Source organism: Dermacoccus sp. Tok2021 (assembly GCF_019895135.1).
In the GTDB taxonomy this organism is placed as follows: Bacteria; Actinomycetota; Actinomycetes; order Actinomycetales; family Dermatophilaceae; genus Dermacoccus; species Dermacoccus abyssi.
Window position 1 is genome coordinate 79915 of the sequence record NZ_JAGTHU010000007.1, and the last position, 23672, is coordinate 103586.

Annotated in this window: 21 protein-coding genes and 1 pseudogene; 6 read left to right on the plus strand and 16 right to left on the minus strand. The window is 71.5% G+C overall.

Translation table 11 applies throughout. The features are described 5' to 3' along the window. Positions 1–792 (plus strand): annotated as a pseudogene (locus tag K9D12_RS05980) (FAD-linked oxidase C-terminal domain-containing protein); the annotation flags it as partial. Positions 793–859: 67 nt separating this feature from the next. Then, positions 860–1684: a diacylglycerol kinase family protein gene (locus K9D12_RS05985; RefSeq protein WP_223059699.1), complete on the plus strand. Its 825-nt coding sequence runs from the start codon at positions 860–862 to the stop codon at positions 1682–1684. Between the two features lie 20 nt (positions 1685–1704). On the opposite strand, the gene crtI is transcribed toward K9D12_RS05985, so the two are convergent. The 8 genes from crtI to K9D12_RS06025 form a co-directional block, all read right to left on the minus strand. Next, a complete protein-coding gene (gene crtI / locus K9D12_RS05990; RefSeq protein WP_223059700.1) occupies positions 1705–3186 on the minus strand; it encodes a phytoene desaturase family protein in 1482 nt (493 codons plus the stop codon). Then, a complete protein-coding gene (gene idi, locus K9D12_RS05995; protein ID WP_225910977.1) occupies positions 3183–3902 on the minus strand; it encodes an isopentenyl-diphosphate Delta-isomerase in 720 nt (239 codons plus the stop codon). The genes crtI and idi overlap by 4 nt, the downstream gene beginning before the upstream one ends. Before the next feature lie 55 nt (positions 3903–3957). Then, on the minus strand, positions 3958–5166 hold the full coding sequence (locus K9D12_RS06000) for a polyprenyl synthetase family protein (protein WP_223059701.1): 1209 nt from the start codon (positions 5164–5166) through the stop codon (positions 3958–3960). After that, positions 5163–6908, minus strand: a complete 1746-nt coding sequence (locus tag K9D12_RS06005) for an FAD-dependent oxidoreductase (protein ID WP_223059702.1) — start codon at positions 6906–6908, stop codon at positions 5163–5165. Before K9D12_RS06005 ends, K9D12_RS06000 begins: the two co-directional genes overlap by 4 nt. Beyond that, a complete protein-coding gene (locus tag K9D12_RS06010) occupies positions 6905–7222 on the minus strand; it encodes a lycopene cyclase domain-containing protein (protein ID WP_038566746.1) in 318 nt (105 codons plus the stop codon). The genes K9D12_RS06005 and K9D12_RS06010 overlap by 4 nt, the downstream gene beginning before the upstream one ends. Position 7223: 1 nt before the next feature. Then, positions 7224–7694: a lycopene cyclase domain-containing protein gene (locus tag K9D12_RS06015; RefSeq protein WP_223059703.1), complete on the minus strand. Its 471-nt coding sequence runs from the start codon at positions 7692–7694 to the stop codon at positions 7224–7226. Between the two features lie 31 nt (positions 7695–7725). Continuing rightward, positions 7726–8751, minus strand: coding sequence for a DUF5914 domain-containing protein (locus tag K9D12_RS06020; RefSeq protein ID WP_223059704.1), 1026 nt, complete (start codon positions 8749–8751; stop codon positions 7726–7728). Positions 8752–8830: 79 nt separating this feature from the next. Further along, on the minus strand, positions 8831–9790 hold the full coding sequence (locus tag K9D12_RS06025) for a phytoene/squalene synthase family protein (protein WP_223059705.1): 960 nt from the start codon (positions 9788–9790) through the stop codon (positions 8831–8833). A 327-nt stretch (positions 9791–10117) separates the two neighbouring features. Here K9D12_RS06025 and K9D12_RS06030 point away from each other — a divergent pair, with 327 nt between their 5' ends. Continuing rightward, positions 10118–11332 carry a glycosyltransferase gene (locus K9D12_RS06030; protein WP_223059706.1) on the plus strand — a complete coding sequence of 405 codons (1215 nt, stop codon included), beginning with the start codon at positions 10118–10120 and terminating at the stop codon, positions 11330–11332. Positions 11333–11370: 38 nt separating this feature from the next. After that, positions 11371–12954 carry a hypothetical protein gene (locus K9D12_RS06035; RefSeq protein WP_223059707.1) on the plus strand — a complete coding sequence of 528 codons (1584 nt, stop codon included), beginning with the start codon at positions 11371–11373 and terminating at the stop codon, positions 12952–12954. Between the two features lie 115 nt (positions 12955–13069). On the opposite strand, the gene K9D12_RS06040 is transcribed toward K9D12_RS06035, so the two are convergent. Beyond that, positions 13070–13792, minus strand: coding sequence for a DUF998 domain-containing protein (locus K9D12_RS06040; protein WP_165357878.1), 723 nt, complete (start codon positions 13790–13792; stop codon positions 13070–13072). A gap of 235 nt (positions 13793–14027) precedes the next feature. Between K9D12_RS06040 and K9D12_RS06045 the strand changes: the two genes are divergently transcribed. Together K9D12_RS06045 and K9D12_RS06050 are read left to right on the plus strand one after the other, a co-directional pair. After that, positions 14028–15443: a tryptophan-rich sensory protein gene (locus tag K9D12_RS06045; RefSeq protein ID WP_225910978.1), complete on the plus strand. Its 1416-nt coding sequence runs from the start codon at positions 14028–14030 to the stop codon at positions 15441–15443. Continuing rightward, positions 15443–16165: a CPBP family intramembrane glutamic endopeptidase gene (locus tag K9D12_RS06050; RefSeq protein WP_047310595.1), complete on the plus strand. Its 723-nt coding sequence runs from the start codon at positions 15443–15445 to the stop codon at positions 16163–16165. The genes K9D12_RS06045 and K9D12_RS06050 overlap by 1 nt, the downstream gene beginning before the upstream one ends. Positions 16166–16369: 204 nt before the next feature. On the opposite strand, the gene K9D12_RS06055 is transcribed toward K9D12_RS06050, so the two are convergent. From K9D12_RS06055 to K9D12_RS06085, 7 genes are all read right to left on the minus strand, one after another. After that, positions 16370–17011: a DUF3253 domain-containing protein gene (locus K9D12_RS06055; RefSeq protein WP_370633462.1), complete on the minus strand. Its 642-nt coding sequence runs from the start codon at positions 17009–17011 to the stop codon at positions 16370–16372. 283 nt (positions 17012–17294) lie between these two features. After that, positions 17295–17759, minus strand: a complete 465-nt coding sequence (locus tag K9D12_RS06060; RefSeq protein WP_223059710.1) for a hypothetical protein — start codon at positions 17757–17759, stop codon at positions 17295–17297. An 18-nt stretch (positions 17760–17777) separates the two neighbouring features. Next, complete coding sequence (locus K9D12_RS06065) at positions 17778–18650, minus strand: glycosyltransferase family 2 protein (protein WP_223059711.1); 873 nt, start codon at positions 18648–18650, stop codon at positions 17778–17780. Then, positions 18650–20173 carry a glycosyltransferase gene (locus K9D12_RS14830; protein ID WP_225910995.1) on the minus strand — a complete coding sequence of 508 codons (1524 nt, stop codon included), beginning with the start codon at positions 20171–20173 and terminating at the stop codon, positions 18650–18652. Before K9D12_RS14830 ends, K9D12_RS06065 begins: the two co-directional genes overlap by 1 nt. After that, complete coding sequence (locus K9D12_RS06075; RefSeq protein WP_223059712.1) at positions 20173–21567, minus strand: glycosyltransferase; 1395 nt, start codon at positions 21565–21567, stop codon at positions 20173–20175. Before K9D12_RS06075 ends, K9D12_RS14830 begins: the two co-directional genes overlap by 1 nt. Continuing rightward, positions 21564–22367 carry a glycosyltransferase family 2 protein gene (locus tag K9D12_RS06080; RefSeq protein ID WP_047311137.1) on the minus strand — a complete coding sequence of 268 codons (804 nt, stop codon included), beginning with the start codon at positions 22365–22367 and terminating at the stop codon, positions 21564–21566. The genes K9D12_RS06075 and K9D12_RS06080 overlap by 4 nt, the downstream gene beginning before the upstream one ends. After that, positions 22364–23638, minus strand: a complete 1275-nt coding sequence (locus K9D12_RS06085) for a glycosyltransferase (RefSeq protein ID WP_223059713.1) — start codon at positions 23636–23638, stop codon at positions 22364–22366. Before K9D12_RS06085 ends, K9D12_RS06080 begins: the two co-directional genes overlap by 4 nt. Positions 23639–23672 lie beyond the last annotated feature (34 nt).

A 23672-nucleotide genomic window follows, 5' to 3' on the forward strand; every position in this document is an offset into this window, starting at 1 on the left:
TCGTTCACCGACGGGTTCGACGCGTTCCGGGCGCTCGCGCAGGATCTCGGCCACGGCGTCATGCCGGACGTCAGCCGCCTCTCCGACGGTGAGGAATCACGCACGATCCTGGCCCAGTCGGCGCAAGGGCTCGCGGCGATGGCGACCTTCGCCGCGCGCGGCGCCCGCGAGCCGTCGTTCGGGGTGCTGCGCTGGGAGGACACCGACCGCACCACCCTGCGTCGGCGCCGGCGACAGGCGCACCGCGTGCTGCGCGCGTCGGGTGCGCGACGTGCGCCCGCGGCGATCGCCGAGCACTGGATCAGCCACCGCTTCCGCGGGCCCTACCAGCGCGACCACCTCATGGATCGCGGCATCTTCGTCGAGACGCTCGAGACGGCGACGACGTGGGCGAACCTGCCGACGCTCTACCGCGCGGTGCGCGATGCGATCAGTAGTGCCGAGGTCGGCCCGCACGCCGTCGTCCAGTGCCACGTCTCGCACCTCTACGACGGCGGCGCCTCGCTCTACTACACGTTCTTCTGCCGCGAGGAGAGCGACCCGCTCGCCCAGTGGCGCCGCGTCAAGACGGCCGCGAGCGACGTCATCGCGGCGCACGGTGGCACGATCACGCACCATCACGCCGTCGGCACCGACCACCGCGCCTGGGCCGCTGACGAGATGGGCGAGCTCGGCGCGCGCATCCTGCGCGCGGTGAAGAACAAGCTCGACCCGGTCGGAATCCTCAACCCCGGCAAGCTCGTTCCGCCGGTCGACGACGCCCCCGACGCGTGCGAGGCCGGCGCGTCATGACGCGGCCCGTCACCTTGGTCGTCAACCCGGCTGCGCGCAGGGTGCAACTCTGCGCATGATCGCTCCGGTGACGGACATCCTGCGCGCGCACGGTTGGCGCGTCGACGTCGTGGTCACGCGGTCGGCGGACCACGCGTCGCAGGTCGCCGCCGACGCGAGCGTCGACGACCTGCTCGTCACGCTCGGCGGCGACGGGCTCTACGGGCGGGTGGCCGCGGGCGCCGTCGTCAGCGGCTGCCTCATGGCGCCGTTGCCCGCGGGGCGTGGGCACGACCTCGTCCGCGCACTCGCGGGCCCGGGCGACGTGCGACGCGCCGCGCAGCTGCTCGCCGTCGCGCGCGAACGCCGCCTCGACGTCGGACTGGCCGGCGACGGCGACCCGTCGACCGCCACGGTCTTCCTCGGCGTGGCGACGCTCGGCTACGACTCGATGGCGAACACGTACGCCAACGACGCTCCGCGCGCGGTGCCGAGTTCGCTCGTCTACGCCTACGGCGGCGCTCGAACGCTCGTGCACGCGCTGCCGCGACCGTTGACACTCGTCGTCGACGGGGTGACGCACGAGTTCACCGGGTGGAACGTCGCGATCGGCAACTCGGGGCGATTCGGCGCCGGGATGCGCGTCAACCCCGACGCGTCGATGAGCGACGGGTTGCTCGACGTCACCGTCGTCACCGACATCCCACGCTGGCGCTACCCGGCGATGCTGCCGCGCCTGTTTCGCGGCACCCATGTCGACGGGGTACGTGTTCGCGCGCTGCGCGGACGCGACATCCGCGTCATCACGCCCCACGTCGGGGATGTCTATGCCGACGGCGACCTGCTCGAGGCGTCGCCGACGACGTTCCGTGCGCTGCCCGACGCCCTGCGCGTCCTCGTGCCAGCGCCCTGAGACGCCTGAGCGTCGAGCCGTCAGCGCCCGACGTAGGCCTCGACGCGCGCCGCGGCGAGTTTGCCGCTGACGAGCACCATCGGCACGCCGACACCCGGCACGGTGCCGGAACCGGCGAAGAATACGCCGGGGCGGCGGCGTTCGACGTTCGGCGGGCGGAACGGGCCGGTCTGCAGGAACGTGTGGCTGAGCGCGAACGGCGTTCCCGCGGCCATACCCTGCGCCTGCCAGTCGGTGGGATCGACGAACTCGTCGGTGACGATCGTCGTCGCGTAGCCGGCGTCATCGAGGAAAGCGAGCAGCTCCTCCTTCATGCGCGGCCGCTCGGCCGCCCAGTCGACACGCCCGACGTCGAGGTTGGGTGCGGGCTCGAGGACGTACAACGTCGAACAACCCTCCGGCGCGGCGGTGGCGTCGTCACGAGACGGAATGGTGACGAGCCGCGACGGATCCTGCATCCGCGTGCCGCGCACGAGCAGATCGTCGAACGACTCCTCCCACGCCGTGCCGAAGTGGATGTTGTGGTGCGCGACGTCGCTCGGCACACCCTTGACCCCGAGGTGCCAGACGACCGCGGACGGCGAGTACGTCGCACGCTTCAGGACGGCGGGCGGTTCGAGGTCGTCGAGCAGCGTGCGGTAGGCGATGGGCAGGTCGGTCGTGCAGACGATCGCGTCACACGGCAGGCGTTCGTCACCACTCGGGCCGGACGTCTCGACCCCGGCGACGGCGCCGTCAGCGCGGGTGAGGATGCGCGTCACCGTCGTGTCGTAGCGCTGTTCGACGCCTGTGCGCCCGAGCGCACGCGCCATCGCCTCCGGCACCTCACGCATGCCGCCGGCCGGGAACCAGACACCCTCGATCGAATCCATGTACGTGATGACGGCGTACAGCGCGAGCGCCTTCTCCGGTGCCAAGCCCGCGTACATAGCCTGGAACGAGAAGATGCGGTGCAGACGTTCGTCGTCGAACCGCTCGCGGATGACGGGCCCGAGGTGACGGAACCCGCCGAGCCTCACGAGCCGCGCGGCTGCAGCCGGGTTGCGCAGCAGGTCGAGCGGTGAGTCGAAGTTCGCGTCGATGAAGTGCGGCATCTCGACCTCGTACAGCCGCCGCAGCCATGCGACGAAGTCATCGAACGCCGCTGCGTCCTTCGCGCCGCACTCGCGCGCGATCTCCTCGCGCATCGCCTCATGACCGTGACGGACGAAGATCGTCGAGCCGTCCGCGTAGCAGGCGCGATAGGCGGGGTCGAGCAGCGTCAGGTCGAGCACATCGTGCACGCCGACGCCGATCCGCGCGAGGGCCTCGTCGACGAGATCGATCATCGTCAGGACGGTCGGGCCGGTGTCGAACGTGAACCCGTCCCGCTCGAGGCGGATACCGCGCCCACCCGCCTGCGCCTGCTTCTCGACGATGACGACGTCGTGCCCGGCGCCGCGCAGATGACAGGCTGCGGCCAGGCCGGCGAGGCCGGCTCCGATGACGACGACGCGACTCATGCGAGATCCTTCTCATCGAGGGGTTCGTGTTCTTCATGCTGCGTGTGCTCGTGCGCGGTCTCATCGTGCGGGAGCGCGAGCGGCGAGAGTCCGTTCTCCCCCAGCTGCTCGGCGAGCAGCACGATCTGCTCGGCCGCCCACGGGCTGAGCAGCGCCGGAGTGCGACGCGCGAGGTGGACCGCGTCGGGCCAGGCGATCCAGGCCCACTCGCATACCTCGTCGGGGTGCGGTTCGAGCTGCGCCGGGTCGATGCGCCCCACCAGCACCGGGCAGATCTCGTGCTCGACGATGCCGGACGCGTCGACCGCGCGGTAACGGTAGCTCGGCAGGACGACACGCAACTGCGTCACATCCAGCCCGAGCTCTTCACGCACGCGCCGGCTCACCGCGTCCTGCGTGGGTTCGTCGGGGCGCGGATGCCCGCAACAGGTGTTCGTCCACACACCCGGCCACGCGACCTTCGTCAGCGCGCGACGGGTGAGCAGCAGGCGACCCGCGTCGTCGAGCAGGTAGCTCGAGAAGGCGCGATGCAGCGGCGTGTCACGGGTGTGCACCTCGGCGCGCGGGCACGTGCCGATCGCGGCGCCGTCATCGTCGAGCAGGACGACGACGTCGTCGGTCGCGGCCGGCACACCCGTAGTAGGAGCGGCGGGCGCGGCACCGAACGTCGCTTCCGCTGGCTTGTCGGGTGCGTCGATCATCGGCGTCTCGCGCATCGGGGGTGCTTCTTTCGAGTCGTCGGCGTGAGGTGCTGGATGATCCTGATGACGTTCACGCATCGCGCACCGCCAGTTCGTCCGCGAAACGCGTGAGTTCGTCACGCACCGCGCCCTGCGGCAGCGCCGCGAGAGCATCGAGGGCGTCAGCGTGGCGCTCGGCGATGCGGGCGACGGCCTGCGCGCGCACGCCCGCCGCGTCGAGGCGCTGCAACCAGGCGTGTGTCTCGGCCTCGTCGAGTGGTTCGCGACCCGGCGCCAGGCGTCGCGTCAGCTCGCCGTCGAGGGCCGAGTCGGCGAGGCCGAGGACGGTCGTCGGCTTGCGTTCGCGCAGATCCTCGCCCGCCGGTTTGCCCGTGACGGCGGGTTCGCCCCACAGGCCGATGATGTCGTCGGCGAGCGCGAACGCCTCACCGAGCGCGGCGCCGAATCGGCTCAGCCACGCCGGTGGCGCGCTCTCGCCGGCGAGCAACGCGCCGATCTCGAGGGGGCGCTGCACCGTGTACGCGCCCGACTTTGCGTGCGCGACGCGGCGTGTGCTCACCTCGTCGAGGCGTGCCTCGGCGGCGAAGACGAGGTCGAGCCGCTGCCCGGTGACGAGCTCGACGACCGCTGCGTCCCACGCGTCGGCCACGTGCTCCGGCAGAGCGCGGACGAGGCGGTTCGCGAGCGCGAACGCGAGATCACCGGCGAGAACGGCGACGCTGTCGCCGAGGCGCGCAGCGTCGGGGCCGTCGGGCTGAGCTGCGGCGGCTCTCACCTGGTGGTGCGCGGTCGGAGCGCCGCGTCGCGTGTCAGAGGCATCCATGACGTCGTCCTGCAGCAACCCGAACAGGTGCAACAACTCGAACGCCGCAGCGACACGAACGACAGCGTCGGTGGTCGCGGGGTCGTCGTCGGGGTTGGTGCACTCGCGTGCCGCCAGGTACCCGAGGCGGACGAGCCGGGGCCGCACGAGTTTGCCGCCGGCTGCGAGAAGATCACGCACGAGCGTCTCGAGCGACGATGCCTCGACCAGCGCTGACGAGGGCAGTCCGGCCGTCACCACACCGCCGGCGTCGGCCGCGAAGGCAAGGCTCTCGGCCACGCGTGCCTGCACGGCGTCGAGAAAGCTGGCGGCATCGGTGAGACGGCACGCGTCGCTGCGGCGTCCTCCATCTCTATTCTCGGTGTCGCAGCGTCCCGCGGCGCGCCGCTCACGCCCGAGTCCTTCGAGCCCGGAACGTCCGGCGTCGAGGGCGACGTCGTTCTGCCGTCCGCTCATCGGCCACGCCCTGACGAATCGCGACCTACCGTCGCGAGGCCACGCTCGCGCAGGCGCAGCGCCGCACGGGCGGCGCGCAGCGAGCGCGGGAACCGCGCCCGCGTCGGCACGCTCCACAGCTCGTGCCCGGGCAGCCCCCAGTGGCGCAGCAACGCGTTCGCGGCCTGGAAACCGGTCGTCGCCGCCCGCTCCATGAGCGCGACGGGCAGCTCGCAGCGCACGCCGTCACCGGCGAGGACGAGCTTCGGCTGCGGCGTGACGACGCCCGGGCGCGCGGCCCACTCGTCCGTGCCGGCGAGGGGGCAGTCGGCCTCGACGAGCACCTCCTCGTGCACCGGCTCGCACCCGGTGAGCTCAGGGTGCAGGCGGTCGAGCTGATGCCGTAGGTCGGCGAGCACTTCGTCATCGGTGACGTCGTCGGGCACCGCGTAAGCATGCAGTTCGACGACGCTGCCGCCGCACCGCTTGGCCCACTGCGCGGCGCCGTCCTCGAGGTCGTGGACGAGCGAGACATTGTCGAGATGGCCGTACGCGGCCGTGCCGACGAAGGACGCGCTGCCCGCCGCGACGGGGCGGTCGAACCACAGTCGCTGCACGATGAAACGAGGCGCCATCTCCCCGGTCAGCACGGACGCACGCCAGGCCTCGTCGCCGAGGTCCGTGCCGTCGACGAGACGCTGCAGCACGTCACGACTCGTCGCGATGACGACGGCGTCGGCGCGGAGCGAGCCATGGGCATCGTCACGGTCAATGGCGAAGTCAAGGCGGCCGAGACTCGCCTCGTCGGTACCCGCCGCACCCGCAGCCGCGCCGGCGCTGACACGGAAACCCTCGCCGTCACGCTCGATCGACTCGACGCGGCAACCCGACACGACCTCCGCGCCGAGGCCTTCAAGATAGGAGCGCAGCGGACGCCACATCGTCGTGTCGAAGTCGTCGCGGCTGACGTCGAACAGCAGCCCCTCGCCGGAACCGAGGAAGTACATGTGGAACATGGCGACGAGTTCGCCGGCGGAGAAGTCGCGCGGCTCGGCGAAGAAGCTGCGTGCGAACACCTCGAGCGCGAGCGAGCGCATGCGTTCGGGGAATCGCAGCGCGTCGAGGGCGTCGGCGGCGCTCACCCCGTCGTAGCGCGAATACGTGGCGGGGAAATCGACGTCGAGCAGGTCGAGGGCGCGGTGGGCGTCGACGCGCGTGAGGTCGCGCAGACCGAACGAGGGGCTGCGGGCGACGAATGACAGGAAGTTGAGCGGCGGCCGCGTCGCGATCTGCGTGAACGAATCCTGCGTGCCGTCGGCGTGACGTAGCGGGTAGTCCGCGACGGGGCGCAAGCATTCGAGGCTCGGGTCGACGCGGCGCAGCAGCGCGCGCAGGTTGTAGTACTGGCGGAAGAACGCGTGAAACCCGCGGCTCATCGTCGCTCGATCGTCCGGGGCGCCCGACGCGTCAGCGCCCGGGGTCGGCACGTCGATGGGCCAGCTGCGCACGCGGCCTCCCAGGCTGCTCTCCGCCTCGAGCAGCGTGACGCGCACGCCGCGCTCAGCCAGCCCGACGGCGGCGCTGATGCCGGCGATCCCACCACCCACGACGACGACGTGGGGGGCCGCGGCGTCCGGCACCCTCGACGCAGCAGGGCCGCCCCGACCGTCAGACTCATGCCGTTCGGCCGCCGCATCACGTCCGGGGCGCCACGGCGGCACCCGTCGCAGCCCCGCCGTGAAGGCCTCGATCGTCGCGCTCATCGTGCGTTCTCCTTTCGGCGGCGGCCGTGGTGTTCCCACAGCAGGATCGTCAGCGTCACCATCGAGAAACCGAAGCCGAAGTCCTCGATCGGGATGTCCCACGGAAAGCGGATGCCGAGGAACTGATCGCGCCCGTAGAGGACGATCGGGTCGCTCAGCTTCGTCAGCCAGCCGTCGACGAGGATCTGGAACGCGAACACGATGACCATCGAGCACCAGTAGCGCGCCGAGGTGAAGATGCCGGTCCGCCAACGCCCTTCGAGAGCGACGACGCCGATCATCGACGCGACGGTCAGCACGGTGTACTCGGGCACGTCACACCTCCCTCGACGGGCGATGATCGCCTCGCGCGGACGAGCCATCAGCCGCCACATGGCGTCCCTCGCCCGCCCGCCCGTCCGAATCGACCCGGGCGAGAGCACTTCTCGCGGCCCCGCTCGAGCGCCACGCGGCGAGCAGGCGCAGACAGAACCCGACGGCTCCGTACGTCAGCAGCCCGCAGATCGGGATGACGACGAAGAACACGAGTTCCTCGATCGGCATCGGGGTGAGCGGCACATCCCAACCCGACGTGAACCGCGGCGAGTACGACCAGTGATCGCGCACGATCCCGACGATGTCCCACACGCTGAACAGCACGACGACGGGCAGCAGCGCCGCGAGCAACCGTCGCGGGCGTGAGTACACGCGGGCGCGCAGGACGAGTTCGAGCGGCAGCGTGATGAGCAGGCATCCACCCATGAGCAGCAGGTACTGATAGGGATCCCAGGACACGGGCAGGCTCATGTCACCCACCCCACCACGACGTCGGCCGCCGTCACGACTGCCCGTCCCGCGCGAAACCCGAACGCAGTTCGTAGCGACGCTCCGCGTACTCGAGGTCGTCGACCCACAACTGGCCCTGCGTGCGCAGCACGAGCGGGCGGATGAGCGGCGCGAACGCCCGCGCCGCACGGAAACCGGGGCGCTCGGAGTGCGCGATCGTCGCCTCGTGAATGACGCTGCGAGCCGGCTGCTCGGCGCTCGCCGGCTGCACGCACGTCGCGTGGGTCTCGACGGTGCTGCCGACGCCCTCGCCGTCGATGATCGTCATCGTAATCGTGCGGCTGTCGGCGCACGTGAACGCCGCGCGCACCGGAACGCCGTAGGTGTGGTTGAGGCGGAACGTCACGTCGGTGACGAGGCAGTCGTCGTCGCTCGCGTCCTCGTCGACGACGAGGTGGCTGAACGCGTAAGGGTGGAACCAGGCCCCGTGCCACGGGTCGAGACGATTCGCGATGACGTCGGACGTCTCGCAGCGCGCTTCACGCGTGTAGACCGCGACGAGCGCCTCGTCGAGTGGAGCGCGCGCGGGCAGCACCGGCGCGGCGCTCGGCGTCTCGCCGTCGCTGGGCAACCGCACCCAGAACAGGACCCCGTCGTCGTGCGCGGGGAAGGTGAGCCATTCGCCCGGCCACTCGCTCGGCAGCCGCAGCCCGTGCCAGCGGCACAGCACGTCGCCGTCATCGGTGTGGCAGTTCTCCAGCAGCGCACCCATGTGCGGGCACGCGCCCGGCCCCGCGAGCGCCGAGCCGTCGGCGCCGCGCCACAACGCGATCTCGCGTCCGAGGATCGTGCGCACCGTCGAACGCCCCGCGACGACATCCGTGCTCGCCGCCGCGACGTGCCAGCCACCCGCGTCCTGGGCGACGGCGCGCGCCAGCATCCGCTCGATGCGGGGCACCGCAGCCTGACGCCACGTCGAGCGAATCTGCTCCTCCGGCGGCTGCGGGACGCGTCGGATCGGGTTGCGCCGCGCGATCTCGGCACGCAGCTCGGCGCGGTTGCGGGGCGGGCGTCTCATCTGCGGCTCCTTCGGCGAGTTTCGGTGGGCGAGGGGGTGCGGTGGGTCGAGCCGGTCTCCATCGTCGGGTGCACCTCGCTCATGACGCGGACGACGTCACGGCCGGCTCGTCCGCCACGGCCGATGACGAGGGCGCGACCGGCGCCGCAGTGCGGGCGCGTCCGGTGACGACGACGGCTCCCGCGATGGCGCTCTTGCGTGCTGCGGAGACGCGGTGGCGCGTGCTGAACACGTCGTAGTCGGCCGCCTCGATGAGGCACAGGATGCGTGAGTACATCGCGAGCGCCGCGCCGACGCACCGTCGCGACGAGGCCGGCAGGTGCGGCAGACCGGCTTCGGCGTTGTGGAACAGCGCGCGGTTTCGGGCGATCTGCTCGGCCATGAACGCGCGCCACTGCGGGGTGACGCGGCGCAGCCACGGGTCGGCGCCGTGCGCGGCGAGTTCGTCGGCGGGCAGGTAGACGCGACCGCGTTCGAGGTCTTCGCCGACATCGCGCAGGAAGTTCGTCAGCTGGAACGCGAGCCCCAGCGCGCGGGCCGGAGCGAACGCGGCCTCCCGCGAGCGCGGGCGCAGCACAGGCAGCATCATCTCGCCGATGACGGCGGCCGAGCCCTCCATGTACTCGTCGCGCAGCTGAGGCCACGACGCCCACGACGTGCGGACGAGATCGAGCTGCATGGCGCCGAAGAAGCGGTCGTAGCAACCGGAATCGAGGTCGAGACGCCGGGCGGTGTCGACGATGGCGGCGAACAACGGGTCGTCGCTGCGCCCCGCGGCGAGGTCGGCCTGGAAGCGCTGTTCGAACTGCGCGAGACGCTCCCCCGGCGGCAATGATGCGTCGAGGCCGTGCCCGGTGGCCTTGTCGGGCTCGTCGACGATGTCGTCGGCCAGGCGGCACAGGGCGTACAGACCGTAGACGTCGCGGCGCTGCTGCGGCGGCAGGAACAGCGTCCCCCAGTAGTACGTCGTGCCGTGCATGCGGGTGATGTCGCGCGCCTGGCGGTAGCCATGCGTGAGGAGGGCCTCGGGGTCTGTCACGAGTGCCTCCACGGGTGGCGGGGTGTGAACGTCCATCGGCCGGTCGCAGGTGAGGGGGGACTGCTCGCGGGTCCGAACCATGAGCATAGCCGCCGACGCGCCGATGCGAGCGCCCCGGAGGCGTTGGAAAATCACGGAATTCGACCATGGGGGTTGGCGTTTGCGACCGTGCCGCGGCGACTCTGCGGGCCCGTTCGCGCCGTCGTGGCGGCACTACGATGAGGGCACCCGTCCGGCTATTCGAAGGTGTGCCATGCGATTCCGACGCCCGCGCGAACGCGACGCGAGCACCGAAACCCCGTGCGTTCACCCGTCGGAGCGGGCTGCATGAGGGTCGTCATCGCCGCCGCCGGCAGCCGCGGCGACGCCGTCCCGTTCGGGGTGCTCGCCGCGCGTCTGGTCGCCCGTGGGCACGACGTCACCGTCGTCACCCACGCGTCGCTCGCGCACGTCATGCCGGACGGCCAGCGCGTCGTGACGGTGGCGAGCGATCCGGGCGCCCTCCTCGCCGGCCCGGCGGGCACCGCACTGCGGCGTGGTGATCTGCGCGCGCTCAACCGCACGCGCAACGTGTTCGCCGAGTTCCTGCAGTCGTTCGGGCCGACCACGCGTGAGGCGCTCGCGGGCGCCGACGTCCTCGTCGCCTCGAGCTTCGCCATCGCCGCCGTCGACGAGGCGATGCGCGCCGACGTCCCCGTCGTCCGCGCGCACCTGTGGCCCGAGTTCGACACGCTCGACGGGCCGATGCCGCTGCTGCCTTACGCGTGGACGCTGCCCACCGGTGTGCGGCGTCGCGCGCGTGGAGCGCTGCGGCGCGTCGAACCGTACTTCGCGGGCGTCGACGGCGGATGGGCCGACGGCCGACTCGACCTGCGCGCCGCCCACCCCACGGGCCTGACGACGGCGACTCTTGGCTCGCTGCACGCGTACAGCCCGCTGCTCGCCGAGCCAGTGGACGACTCCCGCACTGTCGTCACGGGGTGGTGGCGCGAGGCGCCGCACGAGGGCTTGTCGGAGCGCACCCGGGCGCTGCTCGCCACCGGCGACGAGTGGATCGCCGTCGGATTCGGCTCGATGCACCAGAACTCACCGGGCCGCGTCGTCGACGTCGTCACCGAGGCGTGCCGGCGACTCGGCGTGCGCGCTCTCGTTCAGCTCGACGGTGCGCCGCGCGAGGCGGATGGCGTCGTCGTCGGCATCGATGACGAGCCGCACCACGCGCTGTTCGCGCAGGTGCGCGCCGTCGTCCACCACGGCGGTTCGGGGACGACGGGTACCGCGCTCGCCGCGGGCGCGCCCAGCGTCGTCGTCCCGCACTTCGCCGACCAGTACCACTGGGCGCACCGCCTCCACACGCTCGACGCCGCACCCGCGCCGCTGCCGCGCCGACTGCTCACCGCGGGGTTGCTGACGCGTCGGCTGCGCGCCGCGTTGAGTGCTGGAATGCGCGAGCGTGCAGCGGATCTCGGACGTCAGGTGGCGACCGAGGACGGCGCGGGCGTGGCCGTCGCCGCCATCGAACAGTTCGTCGGCGGGGCATGACCGTGACGCCGTCCGTGTCGAGTTCATCGAGGTGGCGTGTGCCGGCGCGGTTCGTCGAGGCGCAGCCGTGGTGGCGCCCCGGTGCTCCGGCAGCGCTGGCCGTCATGACCGTGCTGCTCGCGACGGCTTCGCGCCACGGTTTTCACGGCGACGAGCTGTACTTTCGCATGTTGCCGCCCGCGTGGTGGTACGACGATCAGCCGCCGCTCACCGTCTGGCTCGCGCACGCAGCGGCGTCGGTGAGTGACGCGGTGTGGGTGCAACGACTGCCGGCCGCGCTCGCGGCGGGGGCGGGCGCGCTCGTCGCGGGGCTGTTTCCGCGGCTTCTCGGCGCTGATGTGAGGGTGCAGCGCATCGCCGCGTGGGCGCATGCGTTCACCGTCTATCCGCTGCTCATGGGGCACGTCATGCTGACGGCGAGCCTCGATCTGCTCGCGTGGCAGCTCGTCGTGCTCGGTGTCGTCGCTGCGCTGACGGGGCGTCGCCATGCGCTGACGTGGGCCGGCGCGGCGGCTGGGGTGGCATGTTGGAACAAGCTGCTCGTCCTCGTGCTCGTCGCCGCGGCCTTCGTCGCGCTCGCCGCGTGCGCCCGGTGGGTGCTGCGCACCCGTGACGCCTGGTGCGGCGCCGCGTTGCTCGTCGCGGTCGGCGGGTTCCAGGTGGGGGCGCAGATCGTTCACGGCGTGCCGATGCTCGACGTCTCGGCCGACCTCGTCGCCCGCCATGGCGCGCTCAACCGGTGGCTCGTCGTGCCGCTGCTCGTCGTGTTCGTCGGACCGCCGTTCGTCCAGATCGCGTGGCGGGGGTTGTGGTGGCGCCCGGGAAGTCGTCGCGCCGCCCACCCCGGAGCTGACGACGGCCACGACGACGGTCGGCACGTCAAGGCGTTCGGCGGCGTCACGAACGCTCCATTCCCCACCGACGACGGTCACGCTGGTCGCATCGCCCCGGACCCACCACAACAGCGCATCGGGCCGGTGCTCGCCGTCATGGCCGCGATCGTCCTTGTGTTCGCGCTCGTCTCCCCTGCACAGCCCTACTACGCGGTCGCGGTGTTCTTGCCGCTTGTCGCGGTCGGCTGGGCGCGGGCGGCTGCGGACGAGGAGCACGTGTGGCGACGCGCGCCCATCGTCGTGACGGCGAACGCCGTCGTCGCAGCCCTCATCTGCCTACCGATCGCGCCCGTTTCGTCACCGGCGTTCTCCATCGTCTCCGCCCTCGACCCCATGCAGCGCGACCAGACCGACTGGCCGTCACTCGCCGCTCAGATGGCGACAGCCCGTCCGACGGGTGCGGCCATCGTCACCGATTCGTATGCCCTCGCCGGAGCTGCACATCAGTACGGCCCTGCGCTCGGGGTGCCGCGTGCCGACGTCGCCTCGTGGCACAACGCGCTCTGGAGCCTCGGGCCGCCACGCAGCGGCGGGGGCACGCGTGACGTCCTCGCCGTCGGCGGGGACGAGCACCGTATCCGTGCGGCGTTCACGCGCTGCGACCCCGCCGGGCGGCTCATCGCGCCGCACGACTCGTTCGGCCTCGACGGCACGACGATGCTGCGATGTTCCGACCCTCGAGGAGGATGGGGCGCCGTCTGGCCGACGTTGCGCCGCCTCGGCGGTTGAGGCGCACTCCCCTGCTCCTCGTGTCGCGCGGCGCGCGTCCAAGGCCGCGATGTTGCCCGCTTCTTGGGGCGCGAGCGCCGTGACACCCGGGCAACATCGAGGGAGGCGGGGTGTGTCAGGGTGCGGTGATGTCGCGCGGGCGTCGCAGCAGGTCGAACGCCACGACGACGAGGGCAACTGCGAGCGCCAGCAACGAGATGCCCTCCGCCACCCCGCGCGGGATGGGCGCCGGCGCCGGCATGACGTGGTCGAGACTCATGAGCGACGACACGGCACCCAGCGCCCCGAGCACGCGCGTCAGCGTGTGACGGGGCTCGCGCTCGCTCGCGAACCGCTCGTGATCCCCTCGTGAGCCGGCCGACCGCACCCCCACCAGCCCATGTGCGAGCAACAGGACGGACGGCGCCGGCAGCGCGAGCACGCCGCCCACCATGTGCACCCCGATGGCTCCGTCAGCGGGAAAGACCGCGACCCACACGAGTCCGACACCGAGGCAGACGAGCGCCGCCGTCACGAATCGTCCGAGTCGATCGCGCGTCAGAACGCCCGCCGCCAGGATGCAGGCTCCTGCGACGCCGACGGCGACGTTGAAGAGGTCGGCGCGCGGCGAGCAGACCCAGAATCCGTGCCAGTCGCGGCAGATCGTGCGTCCGAGGTCGCTGATCATCGCGCGCCGCCAGGAGAACGACGCGCCCCGAGCATGCACCGCCGCGACGTACGCGCCCACGCACAGCACGAGCCCGAGGACGAGCAACCCAGCCGCGACACGCTCGAGCCGAGCGCAACGGCGCTCGACTCGGAGCGGCGGGTGCGAGGGCTCGCCCTGAGATTCGGACACGTCGAGGAGTGTAGGCCGCAGCCGCCCAGCCCCCTCTGGGCGCCGGCAGGCTGGAATGACGGCGAGCCGTTCCCCACGCACCGCGGCGCTCAGGTGCGCCCGCATGAGCGGCGCAGCTGACGCCCGCGCTGAGCGACCCCGCTGTGACCGGCGCCGCTGACGCCGACGTCAGGTACGACTATCCTGAAATTCCAACGTGATCCACGCGCATTCCTCGATTAAACGGATGGACTCCATGACCTCTCGCCTCGCCCTCGTCACCGGGGCCACCGGATACGTCGGCGGCCAGGTGGCCGCTGAACTCGTCGAGCGGGGATGGCGCGTGCGCGTGCTCAGCCGCAGCGAGAAGAAGGTGCGTGCGCTGCCGTGGGGCGAGCACGTCGAGGTCGTCGAGGGTGACGCGTCCGAGGCCTCCGACGTCGCGCGCGCCATGGAGGACGTCGACGTCGCCTGGTACCTGCTGCACTCGATGAGCACGTCCGACGACTTCGTCTCCGAGGAGAAGGAGATGGCCTCGACGTTCGCCGACGCCGCCCGCGACGCCGGCGTCTCGCGCATCGTCTACCTCGGTGGCCTGCACCCGGACGACGAGGACGTCGAGCAGTTGTCCGACCACCTGCGCTCGCGCGTCGAGGTGGGCCACGTGCTCATCGACTCCGGCATTCCGACGGCGGCGCTGCAGGCGGGCGTCGTCATCGGCGACGAGTCGTCGTCATTCATCATGCTGCGCAACCTCAGCGAGCGGCTGCCCGGCGCGATCGCGCCGAAGTGGATCAAGAACCGCATCCAGCCGATCGCCGTCGCCGACGCCGTGCACTATCTCGTCGGTGCCGCCGACCTGCCCGCCGACGTCAGCCGCACCTTCGACATCGGCGGCCCCGAACCGATGCCGTACGGCGACATGATGAAGCGCTACGCGAAGGCGACGAAGCGCTGGCTGCCGCGCATCGTGGGCACGGCGCCGGTGACGACGGCCGGACTCGCCGGGCACTGGATCGGCCTCGTGACGCCCGTCTCCAGCAGCCTGGCGGCGCCGCTCATCGGCAGCCTGCAGCACGACACCGTCGTCCACGAACGCGACCTCGACGACCTCGTCGGCGCACCTCCGGGCGGTCACACGTCGTTCGAGGATGCCGTGCGCGCGGCCGTGAAGGACCTCGACACTTCGCGCTGGGTACGCACGCTCGGGCTGACGTCAGCCGCCGTCGCCGCGACCGCCGTCGCCGGCTCGCTGCTGACCGACCCGAAGTCGGCGTGGTACCGCACGCTGCGCAAGCCGGCGATCCAGCCGCCGCCCGCCGCGTTCCCGATTGTGTGGAGCGCGCTCTACACCGATCTCGCGCTCATCTCGAGCCTGACGATCGCCGACCTCGCCGAGACGGGCCGCACCAAGGAACAGCGCGCGTACATCGCGGCGCTCGCCGCGAACCTGGCCCTCAACGTCGGCTGGAACGGCACGTTCTTCGCCGCGAAGAAGCTGCGTCCGGCGGTGCTGGAGGCTGCGGTGCTCGCCGCCAGTTCGGCCGACCTCGTGCGCCGCGCGCACAGGGCGTCGCCGGAGAAGGGCGTCGTGCTCGCGCCGTACGCGGCGTGGACGGGGTTCGCCACCGTCCTCAGCGCCGTCATGGCCCGTCGCAACCCGGGACGCTGATGGCGACATCGCACCGCTCACCTCGCCACGTCTTCGGCGCCGCGCTCGCAGGGGCACGCGACGTCGAACTACGTGACGCCGGGGCCGATCCCGTGCCGGAGCATCGTCTCGGGGCGACGCGGGTCATCATCGGCGCGACGGGCGTCGCGGCCGCCGTCGCCCTCTCGTGGTCGCTCAATCTCGAGCCGGGGCAGGCCCTGTTCTACCCGGCGACGTTCCTCGTCTCCGTCATCTACGGAGCGGGGATCTTCGCGGCCGGCCGGGTCGGCGCGACCAGGCTGCGCTGGCGCGCTGACGGACGCGAACTGCTCGAGGCGTTCGGCATCGGCATCGCGCTGGCGCTGTTGTTCGTCGTCGGCGCGTTTCTCGTGCGCTTCATCCCGGCGCTGCGCGACCCCGTCTCGCACCTGCTCGACCATGCCCGCAAGGGCAGCCTGCCGATCGTCGCACTGACGACGGCCGTCAACGGCATCGCCGAGGAGGCGTTCTACCGAGGCGGGCTCTGGCGCGTGCTGTCGCCGAGGAAGCGCGTGCTGTGGACGACGGTCGCCTACACGGCCGTCACGGCCCTGACCGGCATTCCGCTGCTCGCACTCGCCGCGGCGATGCTCGGCTTCGTCGTCGCCGTGCTGCGTCAGCAGTCGGGCTCGCTCGCGGGGCCGATCGTCACGCACCTGACGTGGTCGATGCTCATGCTGTTCGTCCTGCCGCACGTCGTGTAGTGAGATCGGCAGCCCGACGCCCTTGACGGGGGGTGTCCCCCCGCTGCGATCTACGGTGGAAGTCAACCTGTGGTGCCAGGCTGGCACTCAGCGCGGCGTCGAGGGACGGTCGCGGCGGATCTCGAGCGATACGCCCCGTCGTCAGACTGAGCGTCAGCGATTTTCGCCGACATCGCGTCGGCAGCGACGCGATGTCGGGGAACATCACGACGAGGGGCGCTCCCCAGCGTCAGCACGAATGTCATCGTCAGCGCCACCGTCGGCAAAGATGATCCTGACGGGCCCGCGAGCTGTCTCGTCGACGGCCTTGCCCTCCTGGGTGACGAGCACCTCGCCGGCCGCTCGCATTCGATGCGCCACGGCGCGGACGGCGGGCATGAGGTCGCGCCACCCGTCATCGCCGTTCGTCGCATCGCCACCCCCGGTGGTGGTCGACTCGCCTCCGACTCGGGTCGCCGTCCCGTGGCCACTCGCCTTCGAAATACCGTCGCCATGGACGTCAGTGTGCGCGCCGTTGCCGACCACGCGCGCGACGTCGCTGGGGCAGATGCTCTTGCCGGCGCGATGACGCAGCAGCGCGCGGATCGTCGCTTCGATGCGGACGTCGCGTTCGTCGTCGGACGGAGTAGTCCACCATTCGTAGCCCCGCTCGCCGAGAGCGATCTTGGCCTCCTGCACGCGCGGTCGGGCGTGCTCGGCGTCCGTGCGCACGAGGCGACGGGCGGCCATCAGTTCGTCGACGAGTTCTTGCCGCAGCTTCGGCGGGATGCCGGGGTCGGACGCGCGCCAGCGTCGACCGTTCACCACGATGTAGCGACCGTCCGGGGTGCGCTCGGGTTCACTCACCCACCCACTGTGACGGCCCACGCCGCCGCGTGTCCACCGGAGCACGTCTGACATGCCCGAGCCGACGAAGACGGGTCTGCCTCGCTCCGCCTCCCCGGGGCCTGGCTCCTGTCGGCGGCACCGTCTGACTGCACATGCGCGATGCACTTGTCAGGCCGAGGGACGATCGTTGCCCGGATTCGCGTCGAACATGACGCGAATCCGGGCAACGACGATCCGTCAACGGGCGAGCCGGCGGGTAGGGTGACGGCGCCCGCCCTCGGTCGCGTTCACTGTGTCGTGCTCAGTGTCGTAGCCGATGAGATCGCGTCCAGGAGAAGCAATGCTTCGTGTCGCGTCGGTTCCGGCCGATCACCCCTACGTCGCGCATCTCTCCCCGACCGGCGAGACACCAGGCGACGGGTGCGACGAGGTGATCCGCCTGCCCGACCCGCCCGTCATCGCTGACGACGGCTCGACGCGCTGGTGGCCGCCGCGCATCCTCGATCCGGCCTGGCTGCGCGAGCATGCCGGCGAGTTCGACGTGCTGCACGTCCCCTTCGGGTTCGAGTCGTTCAGCCCTGAGTACCTGCGCGAGGTCGTCGACGTGGCGCACGAGCTGGGCAAGGGCGTCGTCGTCACGGTGCACGACCTGCGCAACCCGCACATCGAGGACCCGGCGGCGCAGCGCAGCCGACTCGACGCGCTCGTGCCGGCGGCTGACGCCGTCATCACGCTGACCCAGGGCGCGGCTGAATCCTGTCCACATTCGGGCACACCGCAAGGCTCAATGCGGCGACGCCAGGGACAACGACGTAGGGGTCCACTCGACGAGGCCTTCGTCGGCGAACGCCTGCAACCAGCCCTCCATCGGCCAGGTGCCCCACCGCTCGCGGTAGAGGTTCGCGTTGCGCACGATGTCGACGACGTGATGGCGCGGCGGGTTCGCGCTCGGATGCCACTGATGCAACGCGTGCGCGCCGCCGACCCACGCCATCCGCAGGCCCGCGTCACGGGCCCGCATGCCGAAGTCGGTGTCCTCCGCGCCGTACCCGACGTACCGCTCGTCGAAACCGCCGCACGCGCGCCAGGCGTCGGCATCGAGCGCAAACGCGAGCGACCACAGGAGACGATGGTCGTCGTCGACCTCGACCGCACCCGACGACGGAGCGGGGCGCGCAGCATGCGGAGCGACGAAACGTCTCGCAGCCGCCGGAAGTTCACCGTCGAGACGATCGTCCTCCCCCAGATACGTGACGATGCCGTTGAGCACGGCACGCTCGCCGCGAGCATCGAGCTGACGCTGCGCGTCACGCGACGCATCGACGAAACCGGGCAGGGGGACGCAGTCGACATCGAGGAAGACGATGAGTTCCGCGCCATCATCGAGTGCCGCCGTCGCGCCGACGTTGCGGGCCCGCGCGGTCGGCATGCCCAGCGGGTGATCGTCGAGGGGCACGATGCTGACGCTCTCACCCATGACGCCCGCCGCGCGCAGGTCGTCACCCAGATCAGGCATGTCGACGGCGACGATGACGTGTCGTACGTCGGGCGCCACCTCGTCGAGGAACCGTCGCTGATTGACGAGGTGCTCGAGACGCCCCCGCACCGGAGTGACGACGGCGACGGGCAGCGTCCGGCCCGACCCCATGTCGGTCATCACTGCAGCGTCCCATGTCCGAGTGCGGGCGCCTCGGCGCCGGTAGCGGCTGGCCAGCCGGAGCCGCCCTCGACGACTCCACGCGCCGCGCCCCCGGCTTCGCGGACGCCTCGCTCTGCGACACCTGCGCGCGCAACATCGTCGATGCCATGTCTGCTCCCACGCACAGCACCTCCCAGATCGTCGGCGTCAGTTCCAGCAGCTAGGTCAGCGACGCCTGCGCGCGCTGCGGCCTCGATGACGTCAGCCGCGCGGTCAACAGCGCCGTCGACGCACCAGCGCGCCCACGCACGTCCTGTCGATCGCTCGTCGTCCCCGGCGAGGACTTCACGGATGCCGGCAGCGACCTCGTCAGCGGTCGCACCCAGAGTCAGCCCGCGCGCGATGCCGGCGTCGTCAAGAGCACGAGCCATGTCGGCCTGCTCGTCGAACGGACGCTCCTGCGGCACGACGACGGCAGGTACACCGAAGGCAGCGACGTCCGCAAGAGCGTTCTGCCCCGCGTGGGTGACGACGACGTCAGCCGTCGCGAGCAGAACCTCGACGGGGTGGTCGGCGTCGGGCGTCCGCCAATGGACCTGCGGCACAGCGCGTTCGACGGCGCCCGGAAGCTCAGCGTCGTCCCAGCCCTCGCCGCCGACGAGGAGCACGCCACGCAACCTTGGTATCTCTTGCGCGACCCGCGATGTCGCGTCCGAGAAGGCCCCTCTCGGCATGCCCGCCGAAAGGCCTTTCGGAACGTTCACCGCAGCACCGTCAGAATCGCTGCCCGCCAAGGCATCTGACGAGGCCCCTCGCCGTGCGCCCAGCGAAGGGCCTCCCGCAGCGTCTATTGCTGCACCGCCGGATCCGGCGCCCGGTGCAGTGCTCTGCGAGACGTCCGCCGCGACGCCGCAGCCGCCGGCATCGCGGGAACCGGCCGCCCGCGGGCCTGACGCAACACTTTCCGAGGAGTTCGGGGAGGGACATGCCGACGAACCACCGCCCGCAGCGTTCGGCCCCGCAGCATGACCCGCGAAGCGCGACAGGCCACCGACTTCGACCGTCTTGTCGCGATGGCGTTCGAGGTGCGGCGCGACGTCGAGCCGCGCCGGCCAGGGCGCCAGCACAGCCGCCGCCAGGTCGAACGCCAGCGCATGCGGTGCGTCGTCGCGTCGCCCGGGCTGAGCCACGACGACGACGGGGACGCCGAGCAGCCGCACGAGAGCGGTCACCTCGACGGAGACGTCGACGACGACGACGTCCGGGCGCGCCTGCGTCACCCACGCCGCGATCTGCGCCGAACGCTCGGCGTAGCCACCGCCGAGCGGAGCCCAGTGCAGACGCCCACCCGCATCGGGGTCGACGAACGGTGCATCCGCTTCATCGGCATCCGACGCGAGCGCGACCTGATCCCCGTCGGGCAGTGCGCCGCTGCCGAGATAGGTGATGACGTGCCCGCGCCGCGTCAGTTCGGCGCCGATGACGCCCGCCCGCGTCGCGTGCCCCCGCCCGTGATGGTGCACGTAGTAACCGATGCGCATCACGACATCGCCCCTGTCGCGTCCGGTTGGGCGCCGCCTGAGACGCTGTCGCCCGAAAGGCTCCCCGGGAGCAACGGACGGTCCGCAACGTCACTGCCCGTGCCGTTCTGCGCGCTCACGCCCGGACGAACCCCGGCTGAAGGCTTCATGTCCTCACGGATGACGAGCCGCCGCGCGTCGGCGTCGCTCGGGAGCGGGTCCAGCGGTGTGTAACGTTCGACGGGTCGCGCGCCCGACGCAGGCTGCGAACGGCGCGCCGCGTCAGCCGCCTCCGTCAGCACCGCGAGATGCCCGTCGATGCAGGCATCGAGAGAGAAATGGCGGACGGCGCACTCGCGCACCGCCGCGCGGTCGAGAGCGTCGAGTTCGGTGACGGCAGAGGCCAGTCGGGCGACGAGCACGTCGTCGGGCGCCGCCGTCATGGCTCCTGCCGGGAGCTCAGACGAATCCACGACCGGATCCGTCGACGCGTCGACGAGGACACCCATGTCCGGTCGCACCACCTCGACGAGCCCACCTCGTGCGAGGGCGATGACGGGCGTCCCGCACATCGCGCCCTCGACGGCGACGAGGCCGAACGGCTCATCCCATGCCGGTGTGACGAACAACGCGTCGCTCCGCCCGACGACCTTCGCGACCTCATCTGGCCGCACCGCGCCGAGATGCTCGACGTCACCCCCGAGCCGCGGCGCGATCTGCGCCTCGAAGTACGCCGCATCGCTGACCGGCCCGATGAGAGCCAGCCGTCGCCCGGCCATCCGCGCCGCATCGATCGCGAGATGCGGCGCCTTCTCCGGCGTGATCCGACCGACCCAGGCGAGACGGCCGTCGTCAGCGCCCGGCCCGGGGACGAAACGCGACTCGTCGACACCGTTCGCCACGACCTGCCGCGTCACAGTCGACCATTGCGCCGCGAGGGCTTTCGACACCGCGACGAACCGCGACGCCGGCGAGGCGAGGGCAGCGCCGAGCTCCATCCACGGAAACGGCGGCGTATGCAACGTCGTGACGACCGGCGCGTCGTAAGCGCGCGACAGCGACATCGGCAGGTGGTGCAGGCTGTGGTTGGCGACGACGTCGAGCTCACCGGCACGATCCCGGCGCGCCAGTTCGGCGGCCGCGAACGTGAACGCGTGATGGTCGTCGAGAAACGGCTTCTCCGGCAGCTGCGGGTCGAGCGCGGCAACCGCCGAGAACCGCGGCAGCGCCGGGTACGCCACGACCTCGTCGGCCACATCGGCCGGCGTCCCCTCGGCCGCGAACAGCACGACGTGGTGGCCGCGCCGACGGAACCCGGCGACGAGCGCCGCCGTCAGCGATTCCTGGCCGCCGGCGAACGGCTCGCTCAACGGGTTGCGGTTCGTGGCGAGCACGGCGATGCGCAGCGACGTCATGCGACTCCTCCTCGCAGGTTGGCCAGATACGTCGCGAACCCGCCGACAGCTCGCCCGTCGAGACGGCTCGACGTGACGACGCGCGCGTCATCGGCCGCCCGCACGAGGCGCTCGTCCTCGGCGCGCAGCCGCTCGACGAGGTCTACGTCCTCGTGCAGCGACAGCGGCGCGAACCCGCCGACCCGCAGGTACGCAGAAGCGCGCACACCGAGATTCGCGCCGTGCACGTGAGGATGCCCCTCCCGCAGATGGTGTCGTTCCATCCACTCTGCGCGCCGCGCGCCGGTGAGAGCCGCGTCCGGTTCGACGGTGCCGACGTACGCGTCGGCGCCGGCGTTGGCCGTCGCGATGTGGGCGCTCAGCCAGTGCGGCGGGACGTGCGTGTCGGCGTCGGTCGAGGCGAGCCACAGCGCGTCGGCATCGATTCCGTCACGTTCCGCCCATTCGAGCGCGCAGCGCACTCCCGCGGCACGCGCTCGCCCGACGCTCCCCGCCGTGACGACGAGCGGCTCCACGCTGAACTGCCCGCGGTGCGCCGCCGCGCCCGCGAAGGCACGCACGATGGCCTCGCTGTCGTCGGTGCACGTGTCGAGGACGATGCACGCACGCAACGTCATCGCCGGCGCGAGATGAGCAACCTCGACGAGCGCTCGTTCGAGCGCCGTGAGGCAGTGCGGAAGCGCCTGCTCTTCGTCACGCGCAGGCACGATGACGGTGGCGCCGGCGAGAGCAGGGCGAGGCGAACCGTCACGGCTCCGAGTGAGCGCACGTGTCACGCACGGATAGGTGCGCTCGCTCATGACCACCTCCGTCGGCCCCAGGCCTCGAGGTCGAGGGGCCCGTCTGCGGGCACGGTTTCGACGATCGGTGACGCATCCGCGGGCGATTCGACCGGCCCAGCGACCCTGTCACTTCTGCGATTTTCGTCCACATTCGTCCGATGACGGGTGCGCGCCGCCGTCACGCCGCCGCCCACCCATGGCGCGCCGTCGCACGCTGCGAGCAGACCCTCGGCATCGCGCAGAACGCACGGCTGCATGACGTCGACGATGAACTCAGCGCGCTGCAGAACGTCGTCGGACGGTTCGCCGGCGCACACGCGAGGGTCATCGGCGAGCACGTCGGGTCGGCGTTCACCGCACCAGATCCCGACGTCCGCGAGCGCGAGCCACGACTCGAGGGCGGCGTACTCGCCGCTCGGTGCCACCGTTCGCGCCGGCCGCCAGAACACGACGACGCGCGGGGCGCGCCAGATACCGTGGCGCCCCCGCACGTTTGGCTGTGGAATGCGGGCAGCGAGCGCGAGTTGCTCGCCCTCCTTGAGCTGCGCGAGATCGGCTCGCTCCCCCGCGTCGGGGCCGTCGTGCCAGGCCACCGCGGCCGGCGCATGACGCAGGGCGACGCCGGTGTTCCAGGCGCGATAGGCGAGATCCCAGTCTTCGCCGCCGTACCCGACGAGGCTCTCGTCGAACCCGTCGAGTCGTTCGAACGCGTCGCGCGTCATGCCCATGACGGCGCTGATGACGAGTCGCCAGTCGCCGTCGCCGGCGTCACGCAGGTCGTTCGTGCGCGCGTAGCCGTCGCGCAGCCACTGGGGTGCGGCGAGGACGTCACCGTCGGCCGGCGCCTCAGGATCGGTTGCCGCACACCAGGACACGACATCGTCACCCCGCGCAGCGACGGCACTGAGATCGGCATGCCGACGGGCTCCGACGACGAGGGCGCCGGCGCCCGGCGCCTCGCGCGACGCCTCTCGCAAGGCGTCGACCATCGCGGCACAGTAGCCGGGCGTCGGCACGGTGTCGCCGTCGAGGAAGAGGACGACCGGTGACGACCCGGCGCGCGCGCCGAGATTGCGCACCGCCGCGGCGCGGAAGCCCTCGTTCGCCTGTCGCAGGAGCGTGACGCCGTCGGGGACGCTCGGCGGGGTGGCCGAACCGTCATCCGCGACGACGATGTGGAGGCGCAGCGACGAATCATCCTGCGCCGCCAGGGAATCCAGAACCCATCGCAGACGCTGCGGGTCCTCGAAATGCGTGACGACGACGTCGACGTCGCGTCCGTCACCCACGCTCAGGTCAGCCCCTTGCTCGCCCGCGCGAGCG

Bases quoted from the DNA above. Each gene is read 5' to 3' on its own strand.
- crtI (WP_223059700.1), bottom strand. From the start codon at position 3,186: ATGAGTCGCGTCGTCGTCATCGGAGCCGGCCTCGCCGGCCTGGCCGCA.
- idi (WP_225910977.1), bottom strand. From the start codon at position 3,902: ATGCGCGAGACGCCGATGATCGACGCACCCGACAAGCCAGCGGAAGCG.
- K9D12_RS06000 (WP_223059701.1), bottom strand. From the start codon at position 5,166: ATGAGCGGACGGCAGAACGACGTCGCCCTCGACGCCGGACGTTCCGGG.
- K9D12_RS06005 (WP_223059702.1), bottom strand. From the start codon at position 6,908: ATGAGCGCGACGATCGAGGCCTTCACGGCGGGGCTGCGACGGGTGCCG.
- K9D12_RS06015 (WP_223059703.1), bottom strand. From the start codon at position 7,694: ATGAGCCTGCCCGTGTCCTGGGATCCCTATCAGTACCTGCTGCTCATG.
- K9D12_RS06020 (WP_223059704.1), bottom strand. From the start codon at position 8,751: ATGAGACGCCCGCCCCGCAACCGCGCCGAGCTGCGTGCCGAGATCGCG.
- K9D12_RS06030 (WP_223059706.1), top strand. From the start codon at position 10,118: ATGAGGGTCGTCATCGCCGCCGCCGGCAGCCGCGGCGACGCCGTCCCG.
- K9D12_RS06045 (WP_225910978.1), top strand. From the start codon at position 14,028: ATGACCTCTCGCCTCGCCCTCGTCACCGGGGCCACCGGATACGTCGGC.
- K9D12_RS06050 (WP_047310595.1), top strand. From the start codon at position 15,443: ATGGCGACATCGCACCGCTCACCTCGCCACGTCTTCGGCGCCGCGCTC.
- K9D12_RS06060 (WP_223059710.1), bottom strand. From the start codon at position 17,759: ATGTGGACAGGATTCAGCCGCGCCCTGGGTCAGCGTGATGACGGCGTC.
- K9D12_RS06065 (WP_223059711.1), bottom strand. From the start codon at position 18,650: ATGACCGACATGGGGTCGGGCCGGACGCTGCCCGTCGCCGTCGTCACT.
- K9D12_RS14830 (WP_225910995.1), bottom strand. From the start codon at position 20,173: ATGCGCATCGGTTACTACGTGCACCATCACGGGCGGGGGCACGCGACG.
- K9D12_RS06075 (WP_223059712.1), bottom strand. From the start codon at position 21,567: ATGACGTCGCTGCGCATCGCCGTGCTCGCCACGAACCGCAACCCGTTG.
- K9D12_RS06080 (WP_047311137.1), bottom strand. From the start codon at position 22,367: ATGAGCGAGCGCACCTATCCGTGCGTGACACGTGCGCTCACTCGGAGC.